General features: G+C 69.7%; 25 protein-coding genes. 7 read left to right on the top strand and 18 right to left on the bottom strand.

Annotated elements, in window-relative coordinates; all coding sequences use genetic code 11:
* Window positions 1-80: 80 nt before the first annotated feature.
* A complete protein-coding gene (locus OHU34_RS03330) occupies window positions 81-875 on the bottom strand; it encodes a leucine-rich repeat domain-containing protein (protein ID WP_405764569.1) in 795 nt (264 codons plus the stop codon).
* A 337-nt stretch (window positions 876-1212) separates the two neighbouring features.
* The gene (locus OHU34_RS03325; RefSeq protein ID WP_405764567.1) at window positions 1213-1824 is read right to left on the bottom strand and encodes a TetR/AcrR family transcriptional regulator; all 612 of its coding nucleotides are present in this window, start codon (window positions 1822-1824) and stop codon (window positions 1213-1215) included.
* A 45-nt stretch (window positions 1825-1869) separates the two neighbouring features.
* On the opposite strand from OHU34_RS03325, the gene OHU34_RS03320 reads away from it, so the two are divergent.
* Window positions 1870-3174: an MFS transporter gene (locus tag OHU34_RS03320; protein WP_405764564.1), complete on the top strand. Its 1305-nt coding sequence runs from the start codon at window positions 1870-1872 to the stop codon at window positions 3172-3174.
* A gap of 399 nt (window positions 3175-3573) precedes the next feature.
* Here the strand turns inward: OHU34_RS03320 and OHU34_RS03315 are convergent, their stop codons facing one another.
* Window positions 3574-3993 (bottom strand): hypothetical protein, encoded by a 420-nt coding sequence (locus tag OHU34_RS03315; protein ID WP_405764562.1) that lies wholly within the window; start codon window positions 3991-3993, stop codon window positions 3574-3576.
* A gap of 839 nt (window positions 3994-4832) precedes the next feature.
* Here OHU34_RS03315 and OHU34_RS03310 point away from each other — a divergent pair.
* Entirely contained in the window at window positions 4833-5540 is a 708-nt protein-coding gene (locus tag OHU34_RS03310) for a hypothetical protein (protein WP_405764560.1), read from the top strand.
* A 39-nt stretch (window positions 5541-5579) separates the two neighbouring features.
* Here OHU34_RS03310 and OHU34_RS03305 read toward each other — a convergent pair whose 3' ends face one another.
* The 5 genes from OHU34_RS03305 to OHU34_RS03285 form a co-directional block, all read right to left on the bottom strand.
* Window positions 5580-5924 (bottom strand): hypothetical protein, encoded by a 345-nt coding sequence (locus tag OHU34_RS03305; RefSeq protein ID WP_405764558.1) that lies wholly within the window; start codon window positions 5922-5924, stop codon window positions 5580-5582.
* Window positions 5921-6832 carry a replication-relaxation family protein gene (locus OHU34_RS03300; RefSeq protein WP_405764555.1) on the bottom strand — a complete coding sequence of 304 codons (912 nt, stop codon included), beginning with the start codon at window positions 6830-6832 and terminating at the stop codon, window positions 5921-5923. The genes OHU34_RS03305 and OHU34_RS03300 overlap by 4 nt, the downstream gene beginning before the upstream one ends.
* Before the next feature lie 456 nt (window positions 6833-7288).
* On the bottom strand, window positions 7289-7987 hold the full coding sequence (locus tag OHU34_RS03295; protein ID WP_405764552.1) for a hypothetical protein: 699 nt from the start codon (window positions 7985-7987) through the stop codon (window positions 7289-7291).
* Window positions 7988-8113: 126 nt separating this feature from the next.
* On the bottom strand, window positions 8114-8323 hold the full coding sequence (locus tag OHU34_RS03290) for a hypothetical protein (protein ID WP_405764549.1): 210 nt from the start codon (window positions 8321-8323) through the stop codon (window positions 8114-8116).
* A 966-nt stretch (window positions 8324-9289) separates the two neighbouring features.
* Window positions 9290-9550, bottom strand: a complete 261-nt coding sequence (locus tag OHU34_RS03285; protein WP_405764546.1) for a hypothetical protein — start codon at window positions 9548-9550, stop codon at window positions 9290-9292.
* Window positions 9551-10134: 584 nt separating this feature from the next.
* Here OHU34_RS03285 and OHU34_RS03280 point away from each other — a divergent pair.
* Window positions 10135-11277: a hypothetical protein gene (locus OHU34_RS03280; protein ID WP_405764543.1), complete on the top strand. Its 1143-nt coding sequence runs from the start codon at window positions 10135-10137 to the stop codon at window positions 11275-11277.
* Between the two features lie 57 nt (window positions 11278-11334).
* Here the strand turns inward: OHU34_RS03280 and OHU34_RS03275 are convergent, their stop codons facing one another.
* The 6 genes from OHU34_RS03275 to OHU34_RS03250 all read right to left on the bottom strand — a co-directional run bounded on the left by OHU34_RS03275 (window position 11335) and on the right by OHU34_RS03250 (window position 14983).
* Window positions 11335-11718 (bottom strand): hypothetical protein, encoded by a 384-nt coding sequence (locus OHU34_RS03275; protein WP_405764540.1) that lies wholly within the window; start codon window positions 11716-11718, stop codon window positions 11335-11337.
* A gap of 92 nt (window positions 11719-11810) precedes the next feature.
* Window positions 11811-12635, bottom strand: a complete 825-nt coding sequence (locus tag OHU34_RS03270; RefSeq protein WP_405764537.1) for a DNA-processing protein DprA — start codon at window positions 12633-12635, stop codon at window positions 11811-11813.
* Window positions 12636-12717: 82 nt separating this feature from the next.
* On the bottom strand, window positions 12718-13233 hold the full coding sequence (locus tag OHU34_RS03265; RefSeq protein ID WP_405764534.1) for a single-stranded DNA-binding protein: 516 nt from the start codon (window positions 13231-13233) through the stop codon (window positions 12718-12720).
* 55 nt (window positions 13234-13288) lie between these two features.
* The gene (locus OHU34_RS03260) at window positions 13289-13795 is read right to left on the bottom strand and encodes a hypothetical protein (RefSeq protein ID WP_405764532.1); all 507 of its coding nucleotides are present in this window, start codon (window positions 13793-13795) and stop codon (window positions 13289-13291) included.
* Window positions 13796-13915: 120 nt separating this feature from the next.
* Window positions 13916-14242, bottom strand: a complete 327-nt coding sequence (locus tag OHU34_RS03255; RefSeq protein WP_405764530.1) for a hypothetical protein — start codon at window positions 14240-14242, stop codon at window positions 13916-13918.
* An 81-nt stretch (window positions 14243-14323) separates the two neighbouring features.
* Window positions 14324-14983, bottom strand: coding sequence for a hypothetical protein (locus OHU34_RS03250; RefSeq protein WP_405764528.1), 660 nt, complete (start codon window positions 14981-14983; stop codon window positions 14324-14326).
* Between the two features lie 410 nt (window positions 14984-15393).
* On the opposite strand from OHU34_RS03250, the gene OHU34_RS03245 reads away from it, so the two are divergent.
* Window positions 15394-15834 (top strand): ATP-binding protein, encoded by a 441-nt coding sequence (locus tag OHU34_RS03245; RefSeq protein ID WP_142267741.1) that lies wholly within the window; start codon window positions 15394-15396, stop codon window positions 15832-15834.
* Between the two features lie 42 nt (window positions 15835-15876).
* Here the strand turns inward: OHU34_RS03245 and OHU34_RS03240 are convergent, their stop codons facing one another.
* Window positions 15877-17184 (bottom strand): PP2C family protein-serine/threonine phosphatase, encoded by a 1308-nt coding sequence (locus tag OHU34_RS03240; protein WP_405764525.1) that lies wholly within the window; start codon window positions 17182-17184, stop codon window positions 15877-15879.
* Window positions 17185-17658: 474 nt separating this feature from the next.
* Entirely contained in the window at window positions 17659-17904 is a 246-nt protein-coding gene (locus tag OHU34_RS03235) for a hypothetical protein (protein WP_142267743.1), read from the bottom strand.
* Window positions 17905-18170: 266 nt separating this feature from the next.
* On the opposite strand from OHU34_RS03235, the gene OHU34_RS03230 reads away from it, so the two are divergent.
* Window positions 18171-18716 carry a YciI family protein gene (locus OHU34_RS03230; protein ID WP_142267744.1) on the top strand — a complete coding sequence of 182 codons (546 nt, stop codon included), beginning with the start codon at window positions 18171-18173 and terminating at the stop codon, window positions 18714-18716.
* A 48-nt stretch (window positions 18717-18764) separates the two neighbouring features.
* Entirely contained in the window at window positions 18765-19190 is a 426-nt protein-coding gene (locus OHU34_RS03225) for a VOC family protein (protein WP_142267745.1), read from the top strand.
* 34 nt (window positions 19191-19224) lie between these two features.
* On the opposite strand, the gene OHU34_RS03220 is transcribed toward OHU34_RS03225, so the two are convergent.
* Window positions 19225-19818, bottom strand: a complete 594-nt coding sequence (locus OHU34_RS03220) for a TetR/AcrR family transcriptional regulator (protein WP_142267746.1) — start codon at window positions 19816-19818, stop codon at window positions 19225-19227.
* Between the two features lie 79 nt (window positions 19819-19897).
* Between OHU34_RS03220 and OHU34_RS03215 the strand changes: the two genes are divergently transcribed.
* Entirely contained in the window at window positions 19898-20833 is a 936-nt protein-coding gene (locus OHU34_RS03215) for an oxidoreductase (protein WP_230193903.1), read from the top strand.
* Window positions 20834-20957: 124 nt separating this feature from the next.
* Here the strand turns inward: OHU34_RS03215 and OHU34_RS03210 are convergent, their stop codons facing one another.
* Window positions 20958-21281, bottom strand: a complete 324-nt coding sequence (locus OHU34_RS03210; protein ID WP_020126644.1) for an antibiotic biosynthesis monooxygenase — start codon at window positions 21279-21281, stop codon at window positions 20958-20960.
* Window positions 21282-21312: the final 31 nt, after the last annotated feature.

Genomic DNA, 21312 nt, shown 5'->3' with positions numbered 1-21312 from the left:
GTCGAGCAGCAGCCGGTCGGCAAACGCATCACCGCCCGCATCCCCCTGCTCGACACCCCGGCAGCGACCTCGCCTGACGGTCACCGAGGCGAAGGCTGTTCGATCGCGCCGCCCCGATGAGGTGTGGGGATGTAGCCCTTCGCCCCGGGTGGCAGAGTCTCGAGGCACGCTGGGGAGCAGGCATTGACCAGGAGCGGCAGAACATCGGTCGCCACCACCTGGGAGAGCCACGCCTGGCGCGGGCCCGTTGCCAGGACGGGCCCGGCGCAGACACTGCAGGTGCGGGCCGAGGTGGCGCCCCAGCGGCCGGGAGCCAGGCCCTCGAGGTCCAGGACCGTATCGCCGGGCGGGAGGAGCCGCGGGAACGGCGACCGGTACTTGTAGTTGCCGTAGATCGAGCGTGTGCTCACCGTGCTGTTCACCAGCCGAGCGCACCGCGTGATTTCGTACGGGAACCAGTGCAGCCGTCGCGACGTGTAGGGGCTGAACTCCTCCAGGCTTGTCATGCCGCCGATCTCCGGAGGTATCCGAACCAGGTTGCTTCCGTACAGCACAAGGGTCCGCACCGCCGTCAGCCGCCCGATCGACGCCGGAAGCGTCACGATCTGCCGCCGCTCCTCAGGGCTCAGCTCCGCCAGTGGGCGGAATTCCTCCCGCCCGTCGGCCGCCGCCTCTTCGATCAGCTCCAGCAGCCGGAGCCAGCCCGATGCACTGGTGTCCTGGATCTCGGCGTGGAAGGACGTCGCCGCGCCGGGCGGACTCACCCGGACCTGGCTGAAGCAGTGGCAGCGGTCCTGCGGCACCCCGGGCCGGGAGTCCACCGCCTCGGGAAAATGGTTCGGGAAGACCTGCGCGGGCAACTGTTCGTCCGTCATGGCGCAACGATAGGGACGCGGCGCCCGAGAAGGCACCGTTCGCTGTCCCTGGCGGGTGATGCAACCGCCCGCCGTCAAGTACTTGGTGATCCTGTCGACCAGGAAGCCCCAGTGTGGGTTGACGACATCTGCGAGTCCTTGCGCCAGAACGGCGGGTGTTCGGTGCTGCCCGTCCCGTTGCCTGCCCACCCGTAGTCAGGATCAGCCATGCGGGCGCGGTCCTCAGCCCGCAACTCCGAACTCGAAGCGGAAAATGCCACCCTACGCGAGCACTTCGGCCAGCCAGATGGCCCGCTCACGTTGCTCCGGTGACAAACCGTCGTTGCAGTGGCTCGCCTCAACTCGGGCTGGTGGGTGGGGCGAAGAGGTAGCGATCCATCATGAGTGCTGCGTCGGCAAGAGTCTCCGTGTCCCCCATGGGGTCGTCGCGGAAGGCGAGGTCGAGGAGGTTACTTGCGACCTCGACAGCGAGCCGGCCCCGTCGACGTGATTCGTCGGTGTCCGGCATCGCATACCCGCGGACGAGGGCCCGGTGAACCCGGTCAGCGATCTCCCGATCGGTCTGCTGGGTGTCGGCTCGCAGTGACGCGATGCGCGGTCCGTGGTACCAGATCCGACGGTAGCCGGGCTCTTTGCGGAAGCGGTCGGCGTAGGCGGTGATCAGCTTCTCCAGCAGGTCCTGCGAGCGTTCGGGCAGCGGCTCGGCTGTGATGCGTTCGGCGATCTGCACATCCAGCTGAAGCCAACTGCGCACCAGTGAGGCGACGATCGCCTCTTTGTCAGCGAAGTACCGGTACAGCACGCCGACCGACACTCCGGCCTCGGCCGCGATCAGCTTGGTGCCCAGATCGTCGTAGGAGGTCGTCTCCAGCAGAGAAGCTGTCGCCTCGAGGATGCGGGCGACTTTCTCTCGGCTGCGTTGCTGCTGCGGCTCGTGCATCTCGGCCATCGAACTCCTTGACACCTTCCCAAAACCCGAACCAGAGTCTAGTTCATGTTTTTATCCAGAGGCAGCACGCGCACGAAGCTCGGGCCGGATTTCCAGCGCGTCTGGGCCTCGGTGACCGTCTCCAGCCTCGGCGACGGGATGCGCTTCGTCGCTCTGCCGCTGCTCGCGGCTCAGCTCACCTCCGATCCTCGCCAGGTCGCCTTCGTCTATGTGGCCGAACAGCTGCCCCTGCTGCTGTTCGGCCTCCTCTCGGGCGCCATAGCGGACCGCTTCGACCGCCGCCGCATCCTGTGGGTCGTCGACGCTGTCCGAGCCGTGATCGTCGGGGTGCTCGCCGTCGCGGTGGCAGTGCACGCGATGACGGTGCTTCTGCTGGCCGGCACCGGTTTCCTTCTCGGGCTCGGACAGACCCTCTACAACGGAGCCTGGTCAGGCGTCGTGCCGACGCTGGTTGCCTCCCCGGACCTGACGCGCGCCAACGCCCGTCTGCAGTCCGGTTCTCTCATCACCGACACCCTCCTCGGCACCCCGCTCGGCGCGTTGCTCTTCGGGGTCTGCGCCACGCTTCCCTTCGCCGTCGATGCGGTGTCGTTCGCGGCCGCTGCCGTACTGGCCCTGACGCTGAGCGGCGACTTCCGTCCACGGCCGCAAACCACACCAAACCCTTGGAGGACGTTGCTCGACGACACGACTCAGGGAGTGCGCTGGCTCTGGCAGCAGCCGTTGCTCCGTCGCCTCTGCCTGACGTCCGGGATCACCAACTTCGTAGGTGGGGGCCTCATCGCCATTCTGGTGCTCTACGCCCGGCAGACCCTGGGCCTGACCAGTCTCGGATTTGCCCTGTTGGTCGCCTCCTTCGCGATCGGAGGCGTAGCGGGGGCGCTGGCGACCCCTCGCCTGAGCGCCCGCTACGGAACCCCTAGAGTTCTGCGGCTGGCGGCTGGAGTCACGGCAGGCACCGCAGTGGCTGCCGGCGCGGCCCCCTCGGGCCTCATCGCCGGCACGTGCATCGCCGCGTACGGAGCGGCGAACCTGGCATGGAATGTGACCGCAGTGTCCCTCCGCCAGGCACTCGTCCCTGCTCACTTACTGGGGCGCGTCGGCATGGCCTACCAGATGGTCATCGGCGGCGGAATCACGCTCGGCGCTGCCCTCACGGGTCTTGAAGCCGACTCCTTCGGGCTTCGCGCCCCCTTCTACATCGGGGGCGCTCTGCTACTCGCCGCAAGCTTGATCAGCATGCGTTCCGCGAGCAACGGCACTCCAACACCATCGAGGGGATCAAGGGTTCATACAGTGCGACGACGCACTGGAGATACACAAGCGACTGAGCCGGAGCACGACCGGTGAGCCGCCTCGGGGAAAGTGTGCGCCCTTGCCGGCCGAGTGCAGCGCAACGGCCCCCCGGGCCCGGCCGGTGCTGGCTGGGGTGCGAAAAGCACTGCCCCTGACCGGGCCGGTATCCCCGCCGACAACCCCTCCCACAGCGGCACGTGACCTGCGGCCTGCGCGCCCGCGTATCCGCAGGTCACCACGACATTCTCAGCGTGGTCGGCCTCCCCCTCAGCGCACCCCAACACTCCGGTCCAGGAACAGAAAAGAAGAGAGGCGGGAAGGGGCGGGTGGGTGGGCGTGCGGCCGGGGGATCGGGGCGGCTGGAGGTGTGTTGCGCGTGCGCGGAGGTCGCGGCGAGAGCCCACGACCTCCCAGACCACGGCCGGGACGCCAGCCCGCGGGCCGTCGAAGGCATCATTGAGGAGATCCACGGTCAATCCCACCGACTCGCCGTCTGGCCCCTTCGCCGAAAGTTTGACCTCCTGAGCGGTCCACCCGCACATGGGCGGCAAGCCCCGCTCCCGCGATGGTGCCCACCGCCTGCGCGCCCACGATGACCGACCAGGCCCGCGCCCCGCCGAAGTGCTGCCCGGACGTCAGCGGCCCGAGCACTCCGACGTTGGCGTTGAGGGCCGCGACTACGACCGAGTACTGCGCTACCACGACCCACAGCCACTGCCGGGAGGCGAACTCCCGCCGCCCCTCCCGAAATCGGTCCACCCCGACGATCGGCCGCACGGACACCCGCAGCCGCGCCGTCAGCGCCACGCTGAGGACGAACGATGCCGCGTTGAGCGCGAGCGCCCAGCCGGCGCCCACCAGCGCCACCGTCACCCCGGACAGTGCCAGGCCCAGTCACCGGCGCCGGCATCCACATCCGCCCGCGTTCTCGTCCGCGTCATCGTCGGCAACTCGCGCACGTACACGGTGCGGTACCGCCCTGGCGCGGCACCGCTGTACGTCCGAGCGCACGAGCCGGCTGCGACACAAACGGGCAGCGTCACGGACGCCGGATCCGGCCGGTGCACCTCGATTACTTTGCGCTGTACCGGGAGAAGTTCCAGCGGCGCTCCGGCGAGGTTCGAGGTGTTTCAGGCTGCCGCGAAGGAAGATGCCGGGCCACTGGACGCGGCGCGCCCCAGTGATCCCGGGCCTGGACTGTATCCGAGTCCTGCGGGTCAGCGGCTGCCGCCCGCGCTCTGGCTACGAACGCCATCGTCTCAACTACCTGGCCTTCCTCGGCCTCGTCAAAGCTGTCTGCTGCTACGAACAGCTCATCCGCCTCACCGAATAGAACGTGGTCCTTGTCGGTCTCCGAACTGTCAGTGCCCCCTGCTTTGATACGGGTTGCCGTTCGCTGGAGGGGAAGCATGACCCGCACTACACCGCCACGCCCGTTTGATGTGACGTCGGCCTTTCCGGAGCTCGTGGGGATGGCCCGTACTGCTACCCGGCTGCACCCCCGAGCCGGTTCTCCCACCGTGCACGAGAGTTCGGTGGGAGGTCCGCTGCTCTGGCCGGCCGGCGAGGCGTGGGCGACGTGCTCGCAGGAGCACTACGCCCGTCGGCTCAACACGCCAGAAGAGGTGCGCACCCTGCGGCGGATACTTACGAGGGCATGGCGGCGCCAGAAGCCCGGAGATGCGCTACTTACCCAGGAGGAGAGGGCCGGCGTGGAGCGGATCCACGCCGGCCACGCCCCCCAACTGCTGCCCACCGGCCCACATCCCCTGATGCCTGTGGCGCAGCTGTACGCGCGAGATGTTCCTGATATGACATGCCCGCAAGACGCTGACCTGCTGCAGGTGCTGTGGTGTCCGTTCGACGACGCGATCGAGGGATGCTCGGAAGCTGTCCAGGTGCGGTGGCGTCGAGCCGCCGATGTGACGGACATCCTGGTTGCCGCGCCGGAGCCGGCGTACATCGGTAATGACGACCTGATCCCCACACCGTGCGTGGTGCATCCTGAACAGGTCCGCGAGTATCCCTCTGCTGACGAGCTGGAGGAGGAACTGTGGAGGCGCCTTTACCGGTGGGAGGACGAGATAGGGCTCAGCTATCGGGGTGATCTATCAGGTGCGCCTGGCTGGAAGGTCGGCGGTTGGGCCGCCCCGTTCACATTCAGGGAGCCTGACGAGGAGGATGAACGCCGGTGTCCGACTTGCCAGGCTCCGACGTCGCCGTTGCTTACCGTCCCCAGCGGCGAGTGGGACGGAGAGAGCGGCAGCTGGCGGCCTGCAGGCGACGAGCCTGAGGCCGATGCGCCCCCGTACCCGGGCAACGTCAACCCCACGCAGGTGACGGTGAGTCGGGGCTACACCCTGCAATTCTACGGATGCACCAGTGATCCCCGGCACCTTCCGGTCACCGTCATGCAGTGACTGTCGTCTGCGCAGGTCGTCCTCGCAGTGTCTGGGCCGTCAGGGTTGGTTCGTTGAACCAACGGTGTCCTGGCTGGTCGCGAACAATGCTGCTCCGCCATCCCTGACCGTGGGGAGCTGGGAGCCGCGGCGGGCCATGCCGCCCACGCAGCGGCAGTGCCGGCTGCGTCTCGGCTGCGGCAGGGTGATGCGGTCGACCCGGCCCTCGGCACGGAGTTTGGCCAGCCGCCGCCTGGTCTGCTCGATCGGCACTCCGGGGGTGGTGGTCCGATGGGCCTGCTCGGTGCTGGCCATCCGGCACTGCGCCAGTGCGGGTGGGGCCAGCCGGTCACAGACGTCGGCGTGGGTCGAGACTGTCGCCGATTGCTTGCGCGAGGAGGTCACAGGGCGGTCCACGGGCGCGGCTCGCCCCCAGTGAGCGGTACCCACACTGGCCCACTGGGACCGTGGTGCTCGAGGTCTTCCAGGACTGTGGCCCCGAGCTGTACCTCGCGGGAGAGGGCTGCGACGAGCGGGTGTTGAGCGACCATCGCCTGGAGGTCTCTGGTCCTGTCTCCCAGTCTGGCCCGGGAGGCTCCGGTGAGGATGAAGAGTACGCGGGGGAAGACCGGATACCAGCGGAGCCAGGCCGGGCCCGTGGAGGCTGGTCTGCGGCGGCCGACGGGCTGGGCTTCGTACTGGAACAGCCGGGCGTACTCGATCAGCTTCACGGCGAGGCGCTCGCTGCTCATGGTGGTGCGATCGACTTCCACGAACGCGCGCAGTTTCCGCCGGTGTTCGCCGTCGACGACGGTGTAGTGCATGACGGCGTCGGCCACGAGTCGGTCGCCCTCGCCGATGGAGTGGGATACTTCGGGGGTCCAGTCCCAGGGGCCGTGTTCGTGGCCGAGCCGGCGGGCGTCGGCGGCAAACGCCAGATGGGCACGTACGGCGGCGAGTGTGTGGTGCGTCTTCAAGGACGCCGCGGTGGCTGAGGTGATGGGGTACGGCGGCCGTCCTCGGAGAACGGGCAGATCCCGGGTGAGGCGGGAACCTTCCGAGGTGAGGTACCAGGCGCGGGTACGGTCACGGCTCGTGTTCGGCAAGGCCGTGGAGTCGACGAGGCCCGCGGCGCGCAGTTTGGCCAGCACACGGAATACCACTTGACGTGAGCTGCCCGGGCGCAGCATGAGGCGCAGCTGTTCGGTCGTGGCGATGCGATGCTGAGCGAGAGCGGCCAACGCCTGGTGCTTCAGAGGTTCGGGCGGCCCGGTGCCTGCCGAGATCCGAGCGGTCGGTGTACCGGCGGTCATTAAAGATCCTTTCGAGGCGCACCACACGGCATGGCCGCCTCTGCACGAACCTGCTCCGCGTATCTTGCTGCGCAGTCCAGGCCGACGCCGGTGGCCATGTCGTCACGGAGCGGTGCGGGCCGACCAGCGTTCGCTGGGAACGCCCTCCGTGACCTGACCCTGAGGAGCAAAGCCGCCCGGCCCGACCAAGCCTGCGACCACGAAGGCCCGACCACGGTCACGAATCCGAAACGACATCGGACTGCGCCGGCACGGCGGCCATCCGCGGACCCGACCACGGGAAGGTGCCGGTGAAAGTTGGCGATGGCCGGTCCGCAGCAGCCGTGGCTGCCGCGGGGCGAGGTGGCGAACCCCGCATGCCGGCCATCGTTGCGGCACCCGGCCCGCAAGGGACCAACGCCCGTGACCGGGAGCCGCGTTCAAGGGGCGGTGGGACAGAGCCGCACCGCCGGGGTCCTACCTTCTGCGCCTGCGCTCGTCGGCCTGCTCAAGGATCCGCCTGCGCGTCCAGCGCCGGCGCCCACGCTGCTCCGTTAGGGCGTCGGGTGTCTTCAGCAGGGGGAGATAGCCCTGGGCAAGGCTGCTGGAGAAGGAGCCGACGCTCTTGTATCCGAGCAGCGCCGCGGCCTGGGACGCCCCGAGAAGCTCGTCGGGATCACCGTCGACAGGAACGTCAGGCAGCGCCGGCGCCCCCCGGTCGGAACCGAGATGCCGGCCGCTGCCGGGCCGGCTCGCCTGCCAGTCAAGAAGAGTTTGCGCCCGCCACAGCTTCCGACGATACGGGCGCTCAGGGGTGCCCAACTCCTCGACGAGGTCCGGGTCGGGGAAGTACCCGGGATGGTCACGGAGGAAGTTGTTGACCTGGCTGACGTTCTTGTAACCCAGAAACCTCGAGGCGTCTGCGGCGTTCAGGAGGTCCTCGGGGTCCCGCGAGGGGGGCGTGTGGTCGGTGATCCTCGCCAGCGTCCGCTGGGCAAACCACTTGGTGACCTCGTCGTGGTCCCACAGGCGGGCGCGCCGGCGCATGCCGGCGATCTCCGGGAACCCGTTCTCGGAGCGCTTGTTGTAGAGGTTTGTGACCTGTGCAGAGGTCAGGTTCTGGTCGGCCGCGATCTCGGCAGCGTCAGCCAGGCGAGGCGTACGTCGCGAGGTCATGGCGGGACCGTCCGTCCAGTCGAAAAGGATGCCGGCCTGCCCGGCTCGCTACTCAGATAATGGCAGAAGATTTGGAGGCTGGTCCAGCCCGCCGTCCGGGTTTTCCTGGACAGCAGACAATGAGCGTCAGGGCTCGGGGATCAGGCGCACGCCGCGACGGGCGGCGTCCTCGGCCATCTCGGAGTAGGCCAGAGCCGCGGGAGTCATCTCCCACTCGGTGAGAGCGAGCAGTGAAACCAGCTCGGCGCGATCCTGCGACTCGTCACACGGCAGGCCGGCCGCGTGTACGGCTGTCACCAGGACCTCGGGCGACATCCCGGCGACACGCGCCGTCACGGTTCTCAGCGCATCGTGAAAACCCTGCTCTTACAATCCGCTTGCCTCGATGAGGAGCAGCAGCACAAAGTCCTCGTCGTGACTGGCTGCCGCAGCCGCGGCAAGGTCGAGCAGCCGCTGAGTGGACGTAGTCATCACGGCCAGTATGCCCTTCGAAGTTGATCGAACTGGGGCGTCAGAGGCGTTAGAAGACTCGTGTGGTGGGACCGGCACGTTGGGTCTGCGGCCCGCCCAAGGCACCTCTTTGGATGGTTCGAGCCTCATCAAATTGATGAGTGTCTGCGGCCTGGACGGCGAGACCGGGCTGGTACAACTTCGGAGGAAGGGCCTTCTAGGGTTGGGCGGCGCAGTCACCGCCCGCCCGCGTTTGCGGGCCAGGTCGGGGTCCTTGCGCCTGGAGTTCGGCGAACTCGGGTCCGGTGTCGGCACACACGACACCCGGGTCGGGCGCCCCGCAGGTCCTCGCGTGCCGGATGAGGTCGCTGATGCGCCAGTCGGCGCGGAAGCTGTCGCCTCCAACCTGCTCGACCTCGGCGTACAGGTCTGCCAGCCGCGGCCGTCGCCCGGTGGAGAGCAGAGTGTCACGGCGTGATGCGTAGACACACAGGGAGCAGGAGCAGCGGGATGCGCCTGCCCAGTCGCCGGTGCCGGGCATGGAGTCGTATGTCCAGCAGTAGGGCACGGGCGCGGTGAGGTGCCATGCCTTGACGTCGGCGGTGGACCAGTCCTTGACGGGCAGCCATTCGTCGACGAAGCGGGCACTGTTGGTCTGGACGTTGCGGAAGGCGGGCCGCTTCTTGCGCGGTCGGGTCCTTTGTCGCTGCGCAGGCCCATGACCTTCAAGATCCGCACCGGGCGGCCGAGCTCGCGTTTCAGCCGGGTGACCACCGGTGTCCAGGCGGCGGAGACGACGCTCTCTTTGGCGGCCTTGCGGCAGTAGGGGCTGCCCATGCGGGGGAAGCGGCCCTAGGCGGCTATCTCGGTGAGCAGGCTGTGTGGCATCCGCGTGCCGTCAGGGGCGGGAAGCGTGCGGGTGACCTCGACGTGTCGGTCGGCTGGGATCCCGAACGCTGCGCTCTGCAGCGCGGCGAGTTCGGACACTCCCGGGTAGCGGACGCCGTCGAAGACCACGGCCGGCCACTCCAACACTCCGAGACTTGAGTGGTAGGAGATCACCCGGTCGGCGACGTCGGCATTGCGTGCGGCTTCCATGAACACGCAGTTCATGACCGCGGAGTTCTTCCCGCCGGACAGCTGCGGGGCGAGCAGGTCGTACGAAGCCAGGTCCGGTGCGTGGGAATGGCGGTGGGCGAAGCGCGTGGGCGTGACGGCTCCAAGGCTCTGTGGTGGTGGGGGAGAGAGATGGGCGTGCGGTGTGCCAGCACGGGGAGGAGCTTCGGCACAGCGGGTTCAGGAGGGGACGGGCTCGGGGTCGGGCTGCTTGGGATGGGTCTGTTGAGCGGGCGGACCCAGGCGGTTCTCCTCGCGCTCGCGGCGGGTGCGCCCGAGCAGATGCAGCCAGCGGTGGGGGCCGCGGCTACGGACGTTGCGGGTGTCTACCGCGACCTGGGCCTCGCGCAGCCAGACAGCCGGAACGACGCCGGGCCGCGGCCGCCGAGCTCCGAGCGCGACGAGCTGCTCCTAGGCGTACCGGCAGCCCTGCTCCTGGCGCCGGATCTTCTGCGCCGTACGGGAGGAAACGCGTGGGTTCGCGGATTCCGGGAGCGGAGAGATGACGAACCCACTCGCCTGTCAGCCTTGGATGCGGTGTCGGAAGCGGGTTCGACGCGGGGCATTGAGGGTGACAGGTCGTGGTTGAGGATGATGCGGGAATGAATGATCAAGTGACCGCCGCAATTCCAGCGCTGGTCTTCGATCGGGAGCACGTACCCGTGCTCGTCGGCGGCTCGGTAGTACCCGGGCGCTTCACGGTGGGGGGTGCCAGTGTCGTCATAGGCCCGGTCGGAATGGTGATCATCGCGGAAGCGAGTGACGCACCCGCCAAAAGCGGTGTGTGGAACGCTGAGGAGGTCCGCTTGATCGGGCCCGCACCGGCGCCGGTCACAGAGCGACTCATGGGGGCGCCCTGGGGTGTGGACGAAGGCTCGTTGCCGATCCACATCGCGGTCCGCGTCGGAGGTGAAGTTTTGTACCTGGGCACCGCCCAAGTGAGCCAGGCTGGCACCTCCGATGGCGTTCTCACCGACTGCGAACTGCGCTTTGAAGCACCCTTGAGCAGAGAACTCCTCAACCGAGTGCGCCCACCACTTCCACCTGAGCACTTGCCGGGCTTGGAGTGGCTGGGGAATGTGAACGGTGACCGTGCGGCAGCTCTCGAGCAGTTCGTCACCGGCTGGTACCCCACCGCAGACGCCACCGAATCACCTACCAGCGACTCCGCGTCACGCCTTCCCGGTGGACTGAGACAGCTGTACCGGCTCGCGAAGCAGCGGCCGGGTGCCCTCGGAACCCAGAACAGGATCCTGCCCGAGCCAGACCTGCACACCGACCATCTCGGGGAGATGCTCGTCTTCGGCGTTGAGAACCAAGGAGGCTTCTTCTGGTCACTCTTGTGGACGCTTGAGGGACCTGAAGCCGATCCGACTGTCTGGTTCCGTGAATTCGATGAGGAGCCGATCGCCGAACAGGAACCGCTCAGCGGCTTCCTGATCCAGTTCTCCCTCTTCGAGGCCTCCATGGGCGCCGACTACCTCGCCCTGCCCCGCAAACTCACTGCACCACAGGTCGAGCAACTCACCGAAGCGCTGCACCTTGTGCCCCTGCGTCCCTTCTGGCCCTGGGCACCCACCCACTTCTATGTGGCCCCCGGCCTCGTCGTGCATGTCAGCAGCGAGGACGGGGAAGCATTCGATGCCTGGGCCGGCGCCACCCACCGAAGCGCCCTGGACCCGCTGGCCGACCTCCCTATCGACTGGAACCGCTTCGATGGCTGATTGTCTTACGAGACCAGTTGACGGCCCGCCGTGGTGATCACCTCAGCAGCCAGGCAGTCAACGGGGTAGTCGGGCCGTCCGCTCCGGGTACGCCGCAGCGACGTAGCGTATGGCGGTCTGAGCGGTGAGGAGGCGTTCGGTGTTGCGGGAATCGTCCAGGACCGTGATCCCGTCTGCTGCGAGGCGGCCGTTGCGCGCCAGCTGGACGAACCGCACGCCGTGCTCGCGCAGCAGCGGCAGCATGAATTCCTCGACCAAGAGACGGGTTTCGGGCCACTCACTTCCGGTGGCCATGTAGAGGACTACCGTGCGGTCCAGGTCGATTCCGTAGGCCGTGGGATCGGTGAGCATCTTGGCGAGGTAGGCGGTGGAGTCCGTGCCCAGGCCCCAGTTGATGACGGTGTCGATGTTGTCCGTGGTGGTGAGGCCGGGCAACGTCACGGCGTAAAACGGTGCGAGCGGGCAGGGCGCGCCCTTCCTTCCGGGGCCTGTGCCCGGGTCGAGGCAGGTCCGGGCACGGGTGGTCTGGGATGTCAGAGCAGTTCGAGCGCTCGCGCGGGGTCGGGGCAGGGGAGGGCGAGCTGTTCGGCGAGCAGTCGGGCGTTGCCTCCGGAGCGGACGCCGCCGTCGCCCGGGACGGCGAGCAGGGGCCGCTTCAGGGCGATCGCGGCCTCGGCGGTGCGCAGGGCCTCCGTGTGGTCCAGGGCCTCGATGAGGAGCACCGTGCGGGAGAAGGCGGCGAGCAGGGCGGCACTGGCCTTGAGACGGATGCCGCTGGCTTCGGTGCCCGGCGGGAAGAGGCTGACCACTGCACCGCCGTTCTCGCTGACGGAGTTCAGGAGCGGGGCGTGGGGGTGGGGGTAGGCACGGTCCAGGCCGCGCGGCAGGACGGCGAGCGTTGTCCCGCCTACCAGCCCGGCGGCCTGGTAGGCGGCGGTGTCGACGCCGTAGGCGAGGGTTGCGGCGACGGTGTGACCGGCTTCGGCGAAGGCCGCGGCGAATGCCTTGGCGCGGTCGGTGGCCTCCCTGCTGGCCATGCGGTTGCCGGTCACGACGACCGTGCTGGCAGTCAGCGCGGGCAGGCGGTCGTGTCCGCGGACCCACAGCCCCGGTGGGCAGTCGGGACCGAGGTCGGCCAGGGCGGCGGGCCAATGTGCGTCCGAGGGGATGACGAACCGGCACGACAGGAGGGCGCTGGAGAGTTCGCGGTCCGGCCGGTACTGGGCGAGGTGGCCGGTGTTGTCGAGGCGGATACGCTGCTGCCACACGTCGTCCGGGGAGTAACGGGCCAGGTCAGCGGCAACCTGGTCGGGGGTGAAGTGGGCGGAGAGTGCGGCGAGGGCGGCACGGTCGGACATGGCGTCCTTTCGAACACGGCGCAGCACCGGCAGGCGAGCCGGTGCTGCGCCTGGTGGGCGAGGTGAAGGGGAAGGGAGGCGCTCAGTTGCCGACGCGAAGGGGAGAAGCGTCGGCGGCAGTTGAGGAAACGGGTTCGGACCAGCCGGAGGACTGTCGTTCCTCCCACCAGCTGGGCGGGTTGCCTGGTCGGCTGGTGGCCCGTTTGGCTGCGTCCTGTTCGGTGGGAGGCCGGTTGACGGGAGCGGCGGCGGCCGGGCCGGGGAGGCCTGCTTCGGTGTAGGCGATGCGATTGCGCAGGCTGAGTCCGAGGTCGTCGATGCTGAGGCGGATCGTGTTGTCCTTGATCTCGGTGATGCGGCCATGGATGAGGACTGCTGATCCGTTGACGAGGGACTCGGTGGCGTTGCGGGCAAGGTCGTCCCAGGCGGTACATACGTAGGGGATCAGGGGGCTGGCCAGCCGCCTCTGTTGGGAAGGGTCCCACTTGCGGGGGACTTCGGTGAGGCGGAACTGGCAGACGGCGAGGCCGGACTCGGTGAAGCGGATTTCGACGTTGCTGGCGACGGTGCCGAACACGTGGGCGGTGGGCATGGACATGGAGCGCCTCCAAACGGGGTAATGGTGCATCTCCGGTGGCGTCAACCCCGTTCCTTCAGTGCATTCGGCGGACCACCCTGCGCAGCCGTCGTGACCACGCTCTCGCCGGCACCGGCTCGGCGCTAGTGCTGAACACCGTGGCGTCCCCGACCTCGACGCGCAGCGAGACCGTCGAGTCGCTGCGCAGGAGCTGCGTGGCGGTGGTGTCGAGATCCACCGTCACCCGCACGGCCTGTACGTCGGCGTCCAGGTAGGCGAAGACCATCACGCCGCCGACCTCGATGCAGGGCAGGCCGTCGTCGTCAGGGCTGGTCATCGGGTGGAAGACGGCCGTGCTGTTGGCTTCGGCGCAGAACTCCTTGTCAGGGAAGCAGAAGCCGTACGGTGTCGCCATCGTGGGGGAGGACGTGCCGATCTCCGCAGGCCGTCTGGGCGTGACGACAGGTCGCCTTGCCGCATCCAGCTCGAGCAGCCGTGTGGTGGCTGCCTCCTGTACGGCGACCAGGGACTTGACGTCCGTCAGGTCGCGGATGTGATCGCGGATCTCGGTCGTGGTGAGCATGCGTTGTATTCCTCTCGTGTTGCGGAGGTGACCGGGCGCTGAGCCGCCCGGGGCCTCGGCGCCGGGCGTCGGGGCCGGGGACCCGGCAGGCGAGCGGCACCCGCCGGGCGGTGCGGGTGGTCAGCCGAGCGGGTAGAGGACGAGCGCGGCGACGGTGTTGTCGGGGATCTCGGGGAACAGCTCACGCAGTTCCGCGTCTTTGGCCAGCTCGCTTTCCAGCGGGTACACGTCGCCGGTCAGGTCGTGGATCGGGGCGTACCGGCCACGGCTGTAGGTGCTGAAGGGTGAGTAGCGGTTGCCCTCGGTGTCGCTGGAAAGGACGACCAGCGTGTTGCCGGGGAGGCTGGCCCAGTCCGTGCGGACGAGCTGGCGCAGCAGGTCGAGGGTGAGTGATTGGTATCGCTGGTTCGTGGTCGGCTCGGGTTCGGTGGGGTGGGATGAGGACATGACGAACTCCCGGTGGCGTCGGTCTCGTTCGGGTGGGGGAGGAGCCCGGGCATGGCAGCCCCGGCCGGGGCGCGTGAGGGGTTATGCGGCGTCCGGCGTCTGGGGCCGGTGCTGGGTGACGGCCTGGTTCTCGACCTCGGAGAGGGCGTAGCTGCCGTTGTCGGCCTGTCCGAGCGCTTCCAGGAGCAGCAGGTAGGCGGTCTGGCGCGGGCTGGGAGCTTCCCAGAGGTAGGCGGGGCGGTACCGCGCCATGTCGTAGGTCTTCGGGTCGCGGATGTCGGCCTCGTAAGCAGCGGCGACTTGGGCGAACAGGATGTTCGCGAGCCGGGCCTTCGGCAGGGCGGCGGCCAGTTCCGACGCCTTGGTGTCCGCGCCCTCCTTGGCCCCCAGGTACCGCGCCACGTCGGTGGTGTCCCGCTTGCTCGCCCACTTGCCGTAGAACTCAGGCAGCTCCATCAGCACCCGCTGGGCGAAGAGCCGGGCGTCCTCGGGCAGGCTCTTGCTGCGCACCAGACGCTCCACGAACTGCTGACGGGGCCCGGCCGCCGCCTTCCACGCCCGGTTGCAGGCCGCCACCCGCGCCCGCTCGGCCGCCTTCTCCGCCGCTTGCTCCTCGTCCTGCGCTGTGCGCGCCTTCTTGGGCTGCTTGCGGACCTTGTGGCCGTTCTCGGCCGGGTCGGAGCAGTACCAGACGGGCTGGTTCTCCTCGTCCAGCTTTGCGCAGTGGCCCCTGCTGTCCACCCTCCCCTACAGCACCCGGGAGTCCGCCCGGCCGCTGACGGACCTACGACAACCGCAGCCTGCCGCTGACATCGGTCAGCCCGCGCGGGTCCAGAGGCTGACCTCGGCGTCCGTGGCCTCGACGGTGGTGTCCGGGCGCCGGCGGTGCCCGACCGTGATGCCGGGGGGCGAGGAGGTCCAGCCCGTCAGGGACATGCGGTTGCAGCTTGAACTTCGTTGCGAGCATAGTTACTTGTGTGAAGCGTGCTGCCGAACCCGAGCGTTCCCCAGCCAACCCCTGCCACCCCCAGAGGAGTTGGTTCGCTCGGACGGTCGCGGTATCGGGCCCGTGCGGAACACCCCTTCCTCTTGAGCCCGTTGCTCACCATTCCCCGCTCTGGCTGCTGCCGCCCCCACGGAAGGCGACCACCGTGTCCCCCCACACGACGTCCTCACCCCGGTCCTTGGACACCTGGAGCCCCGACCGGACCCACTGGATCGAACTCCCGGCACACCGCTCCAGCGTCTCGGTGGCCCGCCGTGCCATGAGCGCGCGGCTGACCGCCTGGCGGCTGCCGGGCGAGCTGTGCGCGGACACCGTCCTGCTCGTGTCCGAGCTGGCCACCAATGCCGTTCGGCACACGCTCGGCACCCGGTTCCTGTGCGGTGTAGGCCTCGTCACGCACGGGCGGCTGCGCCTGGAGGTGCACGATCACGACCGCACGGGACGGGGTCTGCCCCGCTGTGAGCCCGGACCGGACGACGAGGGCGGCCGCGGCCTCTTCCTCGTGGAGCAGCTCGCCGAGACCTGGGGAGTCGACCGGTCGAGGCTCACCGGCGGCAACGCGGTCTGGGCGACCATGACGGCCTGAGCGGCCCCGGGAACCCGGCACGCGCCGGCCGAGCTCGGCGGCTCAGCACCCGGCCGGGGTCAGTTCGGCCAGCAGCAGGGTGCGGTCGTCGGCTCCGGCCGTGCCGACAGGGGCGTGCAGGAGCCGACGGCACAGGGACGGCAGCGCGTCCTGCCCGTCGCCGTCCACGGGCTCGACGGCGGCCGCCGCGTCCACGGTGCGCGCGAGGCGGGTGATCTCCTGGTCGATGTCGGCGTCGCGGGACTCGACCAGACCGTCGCTGTAGAGCACCAGCAGGGCCGGATCCGGCACGCTCAGCACGGTCTCCTCGTAGCTGCCCGCCCCGAGCCCGAGGGGCAGACCCGCCCCGGTCAGCGTGACCGGCGCCGTGCGGCCGTCCGGGCCGCGCAGCAACGGGGGAGGGTGGCCCGCCCCGACCAGGGTGCAGGTGCCCCGCCGGGCATCCCACTCGGCGTATATGCAGGTCGCGAAGGACACGCCGGGGGAGTCGCCGGCGAGGGTGTCGAGCCGTCCTATGAGGTCGGCCGCGGGGATGTCGAGCGACGCCAGGGTACGGACGGCGGTGCGCAGCTGGATCATCGCGACGGCGGACTCGGGACCGTGTCCCATGGCATCCCCGACGATCAGACTGACCCGGTCACCCGGCCGCTTCAGCACGTCGGACCAGTCACCGCCGACGAGGTTGCCCTGCCCGGCGGGCAGACAGGCGTGCGCGGTGCGGCAGCCGCCGAACTCCTGCGCCGTGCCGGGCGGCAGGCTGTTGCGGATCGCCAGGGAGGTCCGGCGCTCGCGCTCGTAGCGGCGCGCGTTGTCGAGGGCCACGGCGGCCCGCGCGGCCAGTGCCTCCACGGCGGCCACGTCCGCCGGGCCGAACGGCGCACGGCCCGGTCCCCTGGTGCAGGTGACGAAGCCGATCGCCCGGTCCCGAAGGCGCAGCGGCACCACGAGGAAGGCCGCCACCCTCAGGAGGTCGCGGACGCGGGCCTCGCCGTCCCCGGCGGCGATGAGCCGCTCGGACGTGTGCGGGTCCACCGCGTCGAGCACCTGCGCGTGCCCGGCGGCGAGCGCGCGGGCGTACGGCGTGTCCCGGGGGAAGGCGACCACCTCGCCGACCGGCAGCATGCCCTCCCAGTCCTCGCGCGCGCCCGGCCCGACCCGCAGTGCCATCCGGCGTGCCTCGATCGTGGGCGCGTCCACGCCGACGTGCGCGTTCTCCTCGACGCGCCACCGCTCCAGCAGGTAGACGGAGGCCGCGTCGCAGAATTCGGGGGTCAGCGCGTGCACGACATGGCTGCCGGTCATCAGAAGATCGAGTTCCGAGCCGATGACGTCGGCGGCGGGGGAGAACACCGACCGACGGGGCGAGGGCAGGACGGCAACGACGTCGTCGGTGCCGCTGCGCGGTTGGTTCCGCAGGGTCGTGCCTTTCGGTGGGGGCCGGCCGCGCGGCGGGAGACAGGGGGAGCACCGCGTGCCGTCGCAACTATATGATGGCGCGTCAAATCGCGAGGCTCGAAGCCCAGTTGCCGCACCGGTTGCCAGGCCATGGCGGCGGTCCGACCGTTCGGGGCCGACCAGGCGACTTCGCGCGGGTGAGAGGGTGTCACCGCAGGCCCACCGAGCCACGGGAAGCGGGCGCCGGGCGGCCCGGTCGGAACCGCCGAAAGCGGTTCAGCCCTCCGAAGCCCGGCAACCCGACGAGATCGGGCGTCGGGGAAGCCGCGGACGTGCTCGCGCTGCCGTGGCCGCAGGCTCCGGCCGGCCTCCGGCCGACGGGCACACAACGCGTGGTACTCGCTGATTCTTCCTGTCCGCCGGTCCGGCTCACAGGGTCTCGGTGTCCCGCACGTCGATCTCGCACTCCACGTCGGGGATCACGTCGAGGTGGTTCTTCACCGCCTCACGGACATCGCCGGCCAGTGACACCGAGACCTCGGCGGGGACGTCGGGGGCATCCGGGCGGTTGACGGACGACACGATCGCGTCGGGATCCATTTCCTCCAGCGCGTGGAGAACCTCGTCGACCCGGTCGTTTCGCACGGTGGTCGATACGTAGGTACGGACAGTCATGATCGTCTCCCTTACCGTAACCGGACTCGTCGAGCCGCCGTCCGCCGTCCTCGTGGGGCGGATACGAGTCCACGGGCATCACGGAGCCCATGCCGCCAGCCTCGCCCGTCCGGAGCCCGTCCGCATTCGCACGCCTCCACGCGGGCGTCAGATGCTGGTCGAACCCCGCGCTTTCGGGCGGAGCGGCACGTCACTCGGGCGGATCGACGAGTCGTTCGCGGACGTGTTCGACACGGACGACTTCTCCTGCACAGACAATGAGAGGTATGGAGTTCTTCTGCTACCACCGTGACCGGCCCGCCTCCGCCGCCCTGCGCGACGAGCTGCTCGAGAAGCACTGGTCCTACATGGACGGGTACGCGGCGCAGATGATCGCCCGGGGTCCGACCTTCGACGGCGACACACCCACCGGCAGCGTGCACATCGTCGATCTCCCGGATGCCGCCGCCGCCCGGGCGTTCGCCTTCGACGAGCCCAACTACCAGGCCGGTGCCTACCGGGACGTGCTGCTGCGCCGGTGGCGCAACACGCTGGGGCGCACCATGTGGGACTTTCCCGGTGGGCGCAGCGGTGGCAGCCGGTACCTGGTGCTCGGCCTCGGCCCGGGCACGGACGACGGCCTCGTCGCGCCGCCCGACCGCGACGAGCTGATCGCGTACGGGCCGCTGCTGTCCGACGACGGGGCCACCCGGGTGGGTACCGCGGTGCTGCTCAGGGCCCCGGATGCGGACTCGGCGCGCGCCGTCCTGGCCCCGGACCGGTATGCGGACGTCGAAGTCCACGACTGGCAGTTCGGCGGACGGCCGTCATGAGGCCGGGGCCGCCCTCCGTTCGGCGCGGGTTTGCGTGACAGTGGAGGCATGAACGCGGACGACAGGAACATTCTGGCCCGGGGACGTGTGGCGACCAGGCTTCCCACCCAGGACCTGGACCGGGCGCGGCGTTTCTACGCCGAGCGGCTCGGGCTGGAACCCGTCGACGAACGGCCCGGCGGGCTCCTGTACCGATGCGGAGGGACGGAGTTCGCCCTGTTCGCGTCGACGGGAGCCGCGCCCGGCACCTTCACCCAGATGGGGTGGGAGGTCGACGACCTCGACGCGGTCGTGGCGGAGCTCAAGCGGCGGGGCGTGGTGTTCGAAGAGGTCGACGTACCCGGGTTCGGCATGAAGGACGGCATCGCCGAGATCGACGGGAACTATCCGAGCAAGGGCGCACGGGGAGAGCGCGCGGCCTGGTTCCGAGACAGCGAGGGAAACCTCCTGGGCATCGCCGAGCCGGTCGTCTGAGCGCCCTCACGGCCGACGGCCCGCCGTCCCCGCCCTACTCCGGCTCGCACCCGCGCAGGGCGGACGCGATCACGTCGTCCAGGCCCGGCTCGGTGACCTCCGGTGGCAGCAGCCCGCTCACCCTGAGCCCGGCATAGCCGTGCAGCGCCGCGAAGATCGGCAGAGCGACGCGCTCCAGCTCGCCCTGCCGCACCTCGCCCCGGCGCTGCCCGTCGCGGATCAGTTCGAGCAGCTGCTCGGACCACAGATGGGCCGTCGCGCCCAGTGCCTCCGACGCCTGCGGGCTGTGCTTGGCCGAGAACATCAGGTCGAGCAGCGCGGAGTTGGTCACGGCGAAACCGACATAGGCGCGCGCCGCGGCATCCAGCCGTTCCGCGAACGACTCGCCCACGCCTTCCTGGGCGGCCGAGATGACGGCGGCCAGCCGCTCGAAGCCGGTCAGCGCCAAGGCGTCCAGCAATGCCTGCTTGGTCCTGAAGTGGCGGCTGGGCGCGGCGGGGCTCACCCCGATGTCCCGGGCCAGTTCCCGCAGTGACAGTGCTCCCGATCCCCTCTCGCGCAAGGTCTGCTCGGCGCGTGCGAGCAGCTCCGCGGGGAGGTCTCCGTGGTGGTAGGGGCGGCTTTTCATGCCCTCAGCCTAGCCGGGCGTGAGCAGCGCCCACATTGTTATCGTTGCCAACATTGTGATCGCCGCATACATTGGGCTCATGGCAAAGGACATGAAGACCACCCAGCCCTGGAACACCACCGACATCCCCGACCAGACCGGCCGCACCGCCGTGGTGACCGGCGCCAACAGCGGGCTCGGCCTCGCCACCGCCGAGGCACTGGCCCGTGCGGGCGCCCACGTGGTCCTGGCGGTGCGGGACCCTCGGCGCGGCGAGGCGGCGGCCGCGGCCGTGCCGGGCAGCGTGGAGGTGCGCCGGCTGGACCTGGCCGACCTCTCCTCCGTACGCGAGTTCGCCGCCGGCTGGCGCGGCGACCTGGACCTGCTCATCAACAACGCCGGCGTCATGAACGTCGCCGAGGGCCGCACCAGGGACGGCTTCGAGACGCAGTTCGGCACCAACCACCTGGGCCACTTCGCCCTGACCAACCTGCTGCTGCCGCACATCACCGACCGCGTGGTCGTCCTGTCGTCCGGCGCGCACAGGATGCCGGGCAGCCCCCGCATCCGCTTCGACAACCTCGACCTGACCGGCGAGTACGCCCCGATGGCGGCCTACAGCCAGTCCAAGCTCGCCAATCTGCTCTTCACCCTGGAGCTCCAGCGACGGCTCGGCGAGGCGGGGTCGCCCGTACGCGCGCTGGCCGCACACCCCGGCTGGGCCGCCACCAACCTGCAGGGGCACGACGCGAGCTTGCCGCGGCGCCTCTTCATGCGGCTGGGCAACCGGCTGGTCGCCCAGGACGGCCGGGCCGGCGCGCTGCCCACCCTGTACGCCGCCGTCCGGGACCTGCCCGGCGCGAGCTACGTAGGCCCCGACGGCCTCTTCGAGATGCGCGGCGCCCCGACCCTGGTCGGCCGCTCCCCGGCGGCCAGTGACCCGGCCGCCGCCCTGCGGCTGTGGACCGTGTCCGAGGAGCTGACCGGCGTCACCTTCCCCGAGCCCGCTCTGACGCCGAGCGGCCTGACGTCCTGAGGAGCCCGGAAGGTCGCGACGGAGCGGTGCGCCCCGACGCCGACCGGCATGGCCGTCCGTCGCCGGTGAAGGGCGGCGGTGGCCGGCGGCGGGTGGACGCCGCGGCCATCCGCCATGGGAGTGGCTACTCGCCCTTGGGTGCCGCCTGTTGCGCCACCTCGAAGGACCAGAGGGTGGAGCCCGATGCCGCGGGCTTGGGCCGTTCCCCCTCCGTGTCGCCCCGGTGTGCGGCCTTCATCGGCCCCTCGAGCCAGGCCTGGAACGACGCCTCGTCACGCCAGCGCGTGTAGACGAGGTAGGTGTCGGTGCCCTCGACCGGGCGGAGCAGTTCGAACCACTCGAAGCCGTCCGAGTTCTCGACGGCGTGGGCTCGCGCGGCGAACCGCTTCTCGAGGGTCTCCCGCTGTTCCGCCGGGACGGTCAGTACGTTGATCTTGACTACGCTCATGGTCCCCATCCTGCCCTCCCGTGACCGCCGG

The organism is Streptomyces sp. NBC_00080, from assembly GCF_045041255.1.
Lineage (GTDB): Bacteria > Actinomycetota > Actinomycetes > Streptomycetales > Streptomycetaceae > Streptomyces > Streptomyces coriariae.
Note: the sequence above shows the minus strand (reverse complement) of the source record. Positions and strands in the feature narration are given on the sequence as shown.

Coding starts and splice junctions, on each gene's coding strand:
- OHU34_RS03285 (WP_405764546.1), bottom strand. CDS start 9,550: ATGAACTGCGTGTTCATGGAAGCCGCACGCAATGCCGACGTCGCCGAC.
- OHU34_RS03230 (WP_142267744.1), top strand. CDS start 18,171: ATGGAGTTCTTCTGCTACCACCGTGACCGGCCCGCCTCCGCCGCCCTG.
- OHU34_RS03220 (WP_142267746.1), bottom strand. CDS start 19,818: ATGAAAAGCCGCCCCTACCACCACGGAGACCTCCCCGCGGAGCTGCTC.
- OHU34_RS03295 (WP_405764552.1), bottom strand. CDS start 7,987: ATGACCTCGCGACGTACGCCTCGCCTGGCTGACGCTGCCGAGATCGCG.
- OHU34_RS03325 (WP_405764567.1), bottom strand. CDS start 1,824: ATGGCCGAGATGCACGAGCCGCAGCAGCAACGCAGCCGAGAGAAAGTC.
- OHU34_RS03260 (WP_405764532.1), bottom strand. CDS start 13,795: ATGCTCACCACGACCGAGATCCGCGATCACATCCGCGACCTGACGGAC.
- OHU34_RS03300 (WP_405764555.1), bottom strand. CDS start 6,832: ATGACCGCCGGTACACCGACCGCTCGGATCTCGGCAGGCACCGGGCCG.
- OHU34_RS03255 (WP_405764530.1), bottom strand. CDS start 14,242: ATGTCCTCATCCCACCCCACCGAACCCGAGCCGACCACGAACCAGCGA.
- OHU34_RS03330 (WP_405764569.1), bottom strand. CDS start 875: ATGACGGACGAACAGTTGCCCGCGCAGGTCTTCCCGAACCATTTTCCC.
- OHU34_RS03270 (WP_405764537.1), bottom strand. CDS start 12,635: ATGTCCGACCGTGCCGCCCTCGCCGCACTCTCCGCCCACTTCACCCCC.
- OHU34_RS03265 (WP_405764534.1), bottom strand. CDS start 13,233: ATGTCCATGCCCACCGCCCACGTGTTCGGCACCGTCGCCAGCAACGTC.
- OHU34_RS03235 (WP_142267743.1), bottom strand. CDS start 17,904: ATGACTGTCCGTACCTACGTATCGACCACCGTGCGAAACGACCGGGTC.
- OHU34_RS03215 (WP_230193903.1), top strand. CDS start 19,898: ATGGCAAAGGACATGAAGACCACCCAGCCCTGGAACACCACCGACATC.
- OHU34_RS03320 (WP_405764564.1), top strand. CDS start 1,870: ATGTTTTTATCCAGAGGCAGCACGCGCACGAAGCTCGGGCCGGATTTC.
- OHU34_RS03225 (WP_142267745.1), top strand. CDS start 18,765: ATGAACGCGGACGACAGGAACATTCTGGCCCGGGGACGTGTGGCGACC.
- OHU34_RS03210 (WP_020126644.1), bottom strand. CDS start 21,281: ATGAGCGTAGTCAAGATCAACGTACTGACCGTCCCGGCGGAACAGCGG.